A 6,457-nucleotide genomic window follows, 5' to 3' on the forward strand; every position below is an offset into this window, starting at 1 on the left:
TCCGCCTGATGTGGGAGCAAAGTTGGTACAGCGCCTGAGCAATCCAGAATTGAGTGAAAGAGAACTGGCGGTACTCCGTTCAATGGCACAGGGGATGAGTAATGCCGATATTGCGGCTGCTTTGATTATCGGTGAAGGCACGGTTAAATCTCATGTGAATCGGATTTTGAATAAGTTAGATGTGAGCGATAAGCTGGGTACAGCTTGCGCTTCGCGATCGCACCCAAGCTGTGATTGTTGCTGTCAAACGCGGCATTGTCAATTTATAGGGTGTACTTTCGATAGAAATCGGATTCTAACTTGAGTTAGAGCCAATCTTCTATTTCAGGATAGAACGGCTGCTCCACCAATTTATACTGGAAAAAATTTAACTGATTGTAGACGACAACTTAAAATCAATTGCATATATTGAATTTATGTAAATCGTCATGCAGTCAATTGCCAACCGCCAGTTAATTGCCAGGTTTTAGTTTGCTTGTACAGATGTAGAAAGATGAGCGACGACCGTAGCCACAGTTCCTTACTTGTACCACCTTTTAAATAGATAGAACTAGGAGAATCCAATCATGGTTAAACAGCAATCTGTAGACGAACAAGCAAATGGAAAGGCAACTAGCAATCTGACACCAGCCCAGAAATTTTTGCAAGAACTCTGGGATGAGCATCTGCGGCACGAGTTTGGCACTCACAACGTTGAAGATGCTCTTGCCACGATGGTTGAGGATGCTTACGTTAACCACATTCCGGTAATGACTGGGGGAGTAGGGAAACCAGCACTACGCGAGTTTTATTCCAAATACTTTATTCCACAGATGCCGCCGGACATGGAGCTAACCCCAATCTCCCGCACAATCGGGACTAATCAGCTCGTGGATGAAATGGTGGCTAAGTTCACTCATACCGTTAGGATGGACTGGATGCTACCCGGCATTGCTCCCACCGGGAAACGGGTTGAAGTGCCAGTGGTAGTGATTGTTCAGTTCCGTGACGGCAAGCTAGCCCATGAGCACATCTATTGGGATCAGGCAAGTGTATTGGTTCAACTCGGCATGCTTGATCCGGGTACACTGCCCGTTGTAGGGGTTGACAGTGCGCGCAAGGTACTCGATCCGAGCTTGCCCTCAAACGCACTGATCGATCGTGCTGGCGAGCGCGACTAAATGCCTATCTGAAAACTCGCTCTTGTTATTAAAATTCAAAACCCCAAACGGGTTTTTAGATAGGTTCTAAGTGTAGGAGCCAGCAACCATCAATGCCCAAATCCGCCATTTTGCAACCAGGACGTTACTCATCCTGGTTGTATATTAAGGCGCTTCTTATTACTAGCTCTTACAAGTATTGCTGTCCATTGAGTTTTTGTTCTGACTCTGACAAATCATCGTAAGAATCTGAAAGCGATCGAGCATTGCAACTTAATACACTTTGATAAGACCAGGAAAATCCAATGTGGAAATGCAGGAGGAATTTTAAATGACAACAAAGGTAAATCGGCAATGGTGTCTCGCTACGCGACCTGTAGGTGCGATCGCCGAATCGAATTTTGAATGGAAACAGCAACCCATACCCACTTTAGAAGAAGGACAAATCCTCGTCCGCAACATTTATCTGTCTCTCGATCCAACAAACCGAGGATGGTTAAACGAGGGAGAAAATTACCTACCACCTGTAGCCATTGGTGAAGTGATGCGGGGTTTCGGTATCGGTATCGTCGAGCAATCTCGCAACACCAACTTTCCAGAGGGAACTTTGGTTCAGGGGTTTCTGGGGTGGCAGGACTATGCGATCGCAGACGGCACTGACCTAAATCAGTTCCAAAAAGACCCGTCTGTCCCACTGACAGCATACTTGGGACTTTTTGGCTTTATTGGTATGACGGCATACTTCGGTCTTTTAGATATAGGAAAGCCCAAAGCAGGTGAAATGCTTGTAGTTTCTGGAGCAGCAGGAGCCGTTGGCTCTCTCGTGGGGCAAATCGGAAAAATCAAGGGGTGTCGCGTCATTGGAATTGCGGGTAGCGAAGAAAAATGTCGCTGGCTTAAAGACGAGCTTGGCTTCGATGCAGCTATAAACTATAAAACTGAATCTATCCTCGAAAGCTTGCAGCAGCATTGCCCGAACGGGATCGATGTTTACTTCGAGAATGTAGGCGGTGAAATTCTCGATGCAGTCTTAAGCCTCATCAACCTCCGAGCGCGGATTGTCCTTTGTGGTCTAATCTCTCAGTACAATGCTACCGAGCCAGTGCCAGGTCCATACAATTTTATTAACATCGTGACTCAGCGTGCAAAGCTCGAAGGATTTATTGTTCTCGACTATTTCGATCGCGCCCAGGAAGCTCTAGCAGATTTAGGTGAGTGGTACGCTCAAGGCAAGATTCAATATCGTGTCGATGCGATCAATGGTCTTGAAAATGCTCCCAGTGCGATTAACAAGCTCTTTGACGGTACGAATCAGGGCAAACTCATCATTAAAGTTTCAGAAGAGTAGGGACTAAGAAAACCATAAGAATCTGAAAGAAGTTGAGCATGGTCAATCATTACACTCAAGTAAATGCAACTGGTTCAACAACAAGAGGTTAGCATTATGATGCTTGAAAACAAAGTTGCTTTGGTGACTGGCGGAACATCGGGAATCGGTCGAGCCGCAGCGATCGCATTCGGTGCTGCGGGTGCAAAAGTAGTCTTCTCCGGCAGACGCGAAGCAAAAGGTGAAGAAACTGCGGCGCTGATTCGCGATACCGGAGCAGAGTGCTTGTTTGTGCGATCGGATGTATCGAGTGAAACGGATATCAAGGCATTGATAGAGAAAACAGTCGCCAGTTACGGAAGGTTAGATTTTGCCTTCAATAACGCTGGGTTTGGTAGACCTCCCAAGCCACTCCATGAGCAGTCTGCTGAAGACTTCGACACTATGATGGCGACTAGCCTGCGGGGGGTGTTCTTGTGTATGAAATATGAAATTCAACAGATGCTGACTCAAGGAGCAGGGGCGATCGTCAACACCTCTTCAGTAGCGGGATTGATTGGGAGACCTGGGTCTGGTCCCTATACTGCAAGCAAACACGCTGTGATGGGTCTGACTCGTTCTGCTGCGCTCGATTATGCCAAGCAAGGGATTCGGATTAATGCTGTCAATCCTGGCTATTTTCGCGGCACAGACATCGTTACTCCTCAGAGCCTACAAGAGATGGGTGTGACTAGAGAGCAGTTTGAGTCGATGGTATCGTCCAGTGTCCCAATGGGGCGAATGGGTCAACCTGAAGAAATTGCTGCAACGGTTGTGTTTTTATGTTCTGATGCTGCGAGCTACATTACAGGTCAACCTTTCGCGATCGATGGTGGACTTATAGCGGGCTAAAAGGCAAAATCATTATTATCTTAAGTCTATATGTCAACTGAGTTTCTGGATCAATAGTTTATAGCAACCATTCTGCATATCGATTCGAGTCCACGAGGCGATCGCTCCAAATCCCGCAAACTCGCGAAAGAATTTGTTGTTGCGTGGCAGCCGTTACATCCCGATGATGTCATTATCTATCGTGATTTAAGGCAGACTCCAGTTCCTCACATCACAGAAGAGTGGATTGCCGCTGCCTTTACGCCGCCAGAGGCTTTAACCTCAGAAATGGTTGAAATCCTCAAGTTTTCTGATGAATTAGTTGATGAGTTTTTGGCGGCCGATCATTGTGTTTTCAGTGTACCAATGCACAACTTCAGCATCCCTTCCAACTTCAAAGCATATATCGCTCGGGTTGTTCGCGTAGGTCGCACATTCACCTTTGAAGTTGGACAATTTATTAAAGGGCTGGCAGCAGACAAGAAGGTACTATTTATTACCGCACGAGGAGTCACTTACGGGACAGGTTCGCTCTAGACGGATAGAGCAAGTTAAACAGCTAATTGAAGATAGTTTCATTAAACGGTTTGAGCTATCTGCTAAGATTCTTGAAGAATCAGTCGATCGTTTAGTAAATGCTTTGATGTCCTCTAATGAGTGGGATTCTATAAAAAAAGCACTGGATGAGTATCATCAACGGAAGTATAATCGATTACTATTTTCCGTTGATTGAAGTAGAGATTTCCGTATGCTTTTAAGAACCTAAAGTCATTACTGTGTAGGAAGTTGAGCAAAAACAGCCCTCACCGATCTTACCCCAAGAGAAGATTTAGCGGTTATATTAACTGCCAATTAATCTGCTATGACAATGGTTTAACCATTGCTCAAGATTGTCAGGCAAACTGACATCAAGCCCGTATGCGATCGCTCTAAAAATTGTTTGTGCTCGCCGATCTGAAGGTAAACTTTGTGCTTCAGACAATTGCGTCTCAATTAGTCGAGGTGACTGAAAGCGAAAGCGCATCCTCTCAAAAGTACTCGACCAATATATCCAAAGAAAAGGTAAAACGATACGACGGTATGCCGCAGAAGATGGTGTCAAGCTCTTATACAAAAAATGGATAACGACTTGGTAGACATACCCTCGGATGGTATTCCATGCATCTCTGTCACGTGGTGGAGCGAAGATCGACATATGTCAAAGGAACTCAAGCAATGCTAGGAAAACATAATTTTACTCAACAGTACTCAGCAGTGCTTCCATCTGAGCCAACAAAGATTCTAGTTTCTTCCGTTTGCCAGGATTATCCAAAACCTTTGACATGCGTGATTTTTTTACAGGTATCCTCCATGCGCTGAGTCAGTTCCCCAGTTTCAGACGATGGTTGGTAAGCCTTATATCGCCGCTCGCCAGCCACTAACTCATACTTATCACCCACAGGTCTTACCAACAGGGGCATCAAGATGCCATCGCACTTAACCGATTCAAAGAGCGCACGCATTGCTCTAGGGTCAAAATAACGTCAGGGTTGACTGCTTGGCATAACAATCTTGTCCAAAGACACCATAGTAGCTGCGGTTGAATCTTCCTTCTTATCCAATAGCTCGGAGAGTGAAGCTGCACTAGACAATGTATCATTTTCTTTCTTGTCCAATGGTTCAGAAAGTGTAGCAGCCCCAGAGTAACCATCTTCTTTCTTTTTAGCAGCATTTTTCCGGGCAACATTTCTCGGCTTTGAAGTTGTTGCAGCCGAGCGTTGGGTAGTAAGTCTTTGACTCACGTTCAACCTCCATACAAGGTGCTATTCAGTACAAGCGTGTCATCTGTAAGATGCTTCTGAACACAGAATGCTAAGGGGCTTCCATAGATACCGCTGTCCACCTGAAGTTTTAGCTAAATGAATGACACAGGTGACAATACAAAGGTGGATAAGACTGGCGCTACTACGAGCAATGGACAAGATCACCTCACTATCTAATATATAGCGTCTCAGAATGCATTCATCCTACTGCGCCAAGTACTAAAAGCCGCTTTCATCCGGTTGGACAGTCTGAATCATTCTGGCTGTCTGTCTTGAGCAAAGTCAGATTTTCCTCTTTGTCGTAAATAGACTCATAGTCCAATTCCACGTCCGGAATCGAGGAAAAAAACTAAAAATTTTTTTTTATTTTGTTATATAGCAAAATTCTCAATTTTTCACACAAATTATTCCGGCTGGGGGTGGACAAGTGACCAATTCCGGCTGGACTGGCAATAATTCCGGCTGGAAAACTGATAATTCCGGCTGGAAAAATTACTAATTCCGGCTGGACTGGCAATAATTCCGGCTGGAAAACTGATAATTCCGGTTGGAAAAATCATTAATTCTGGCTGTTTGTCGATGTTTTAAACCCTTTGGTTCTTACCCGCCACGTGCGGGTTTTTTGATGAGTGGGCATAAGACTGTAGGAAATATAGCGGTTCTCACTTGAATGAAGTACAGATTTATCTGTGTTCATCTGCTACAGACTGCGGTTCCTTAATTATTTGATGTATTGCATCCAATTCTTACGCTTTTAAGTGATACGGCTGCACGCCGAAGCAAGGGAGCGATCGCACGCTTGTGCAGCACCTCTGGCTCTGCTTAGAGCATGATAAAATTGACTTTTTGTCAATCAACTGACTTTTTTCTGAAGATCCAGAAAAAATCTCTTCATGCCATAAATTATAAGACCGCACCACTTTTTAAGCAGTGCGGTCTGGATTAGTATAAAAAGTTCATTTAAGTGTAAATCAATTGAAGTTTCACTGTCTTTCAGGTATTTACCTGCCTTCAGTTGACCGAGGTTTTGTTTATCTATTAGGAACTACAACAGAAAATTCCACCATTCCAGATTTGGCGAAAAAATTTTTGAACCTACTCGGCATAGTTGTCCGTATTTCTTCCATATCTATCTTCAAACGCACAAAGCGCTCTCCAAATAGGAGAGCGCCTTTTATCTAGTTATTGATGCTTTTTAGTCGCGTACTGCTATGATTAACCGTTGATAGCAGGAGCGCTGATGGCAACAGGAGCGACTTCGTTTGCAGCTAAGTCGAGGGGGAAGTTGTGAGCGTTGCGCTCGTGCATCACTTCCATAC

General features: G+C 44.7%; 6 protein-coding genes and 3 pseudogenes. 6 read left to right on the top strand and 3 right to left on the bottom strand.

From position 1 onward, the window contains the following. From ACKTT2_RS00885 to ACKTT2_RS00910, 6 genes and pseudogenes are all read left to right on the top strand, one after another. Nucleotides 1-269: pseudogene (locus ACKTT2_RS00885) on the top strand (response regulator transcription factor); the annotation flags it as partial. 297 nt (nt 270-566) lie between these two features. Then, entirely contained in the window at nt 567-1,160 is a 594-nt protein-coding gene (locus tag ACKTT2_RS00890; protein ID WP_407883026.1) for a nuclear transport factor 2 family protein, read from the top strand. A 310-nt stretch (nt 1,161-1,470) separates the two neighbouring features. After that, nucleotides 1,471-2,487 (top strand): NADP-dependent oxidoreductase, encoded by a 1,017-nt coding sequence (locus tag ACKTT2_RS00895; RefSeq protein ID WP_407883028.1) that lies wholly within the window; start codon nt 1,471-1,473, stop codon nt 2,485-2,487. 96 nt (nt 2,488-2,583) lie between these two features. After that, nucleotides 2,584-3,357: a glucose 1-dehydrogenase gene (locus tag ACKTT2_RS00900; RefSeq protein ID WP_407883030.1), complete on the top strand. Its 774-nt coding sequence runs from the start codon at nt 2,584-2,586 to the stop codon at nt 3,355-3,357. Nucleotides 3,358-3,435: 78 nt separating this feature from the next. After that, nucleotides 3,436-3,873 carry an FMN-dependent NADH-azoreductase gene (locus ACKTT2_RS00905; protein WP_407883036.1) on the top strand — a complete coding sequence of 146 codons (438 nt, stop codon included), beginning with the start codon at nt 3,436-3,438 and terminating at the stop codon, nt 3,871-3,873. Then, a complete protein-coding gene (locus ACKTT2_RS00910; RefSeq protein WP_407883032.1) occupies nt 3,779-4,069 on the top strand; it encodes a hypothetical protein in 291 nt (96 codons plus the stop codon). Before ACKTT2_RS00905 ends, ACKTT2_RS00910 begins: the two co-directional genes overlap by 95 nt. Before the next feature lie 108 nt (nt 4,070-4,177). Here the strand turns inward: ACKTT2_RS00910 and ACKTT2_RS00915 are convergent, their stop codons facing one another. The 3 genes and pseudogenes from ACKTT2_RS00915 to ACKTT2_RS00925 all read right to left on the bottom strand — a co-directional run. After that, the gene (locus ACKTT2_RS00915) at nt 4,178-4,531 is read right to left on the bottom strand and encodes a hypothetical protein (protein WP_407883034.1); all 354 of its coding nucleotides are present in this window, start codon (nt 4,529-4,531) and stop codon (nt 4,178-4,180) included. Nucleotides 4,532-4,721: 190 nt separating this feature from the next. Next, nucleotides 4,722-5,117 (bottom strand): annotated as a pseudogene (locus tag ACKTT2_RS00920) (ParB N-terminal domain-containing protein); the annotation flags it as partial. A 1,236-nt stretch (nt 5,118-6,353) separates the two neighbouring features. Continuing rightward, nucleotides 6,354-6,457: pseudogene (locus ACKTT2_RS00925) on the bottom strand (photosystem II protein D1); the annotation flags it as partial.

Origin of the sequence: Scytonema hankhaensis NUACC26, assembly GCF_045865695.1 — a bacterium.
GTDB lineage: Bacteria > Cyanobacteriota > Cyanobacteriia > Cyanobacteriales > Nostocaceae > Scytonema.

What these genes read in the sequence shown, in the direction of transcription:
- ACKTT2_RS00915 (WP_407883034.1), bottom strand. Translation starts at nt 4,531, where the DNA reads ATGTCGATCTTCGCTCCACCACGTGACAGAGATGCATGGAATACCATC.
- ACKTT2_RS00890 (WP_407883026.1), top strand. Translation starts at nt 567, where the DNA reads ATGGTTAAACAGCAATCTGTAGACGAACAAGCAAATGGAAAGGCAACT.
- ACKTT2_RS00900 (WP_407883030.1), top strand. Translation starts at nt 2,584, where the DNA reads ATGATGCTTGAAAACAAAGTTGCTTTGGTGACTGGCGGAACATCGGGA.
- ACKTT2_RS00895 (WP_407883028.1), top strand. Translation starts at nt 1,471, where the DNA reads ATGACAACAAAGGTAAATCGGCAATGGTGTCTCGCTACGCGACCTGTA.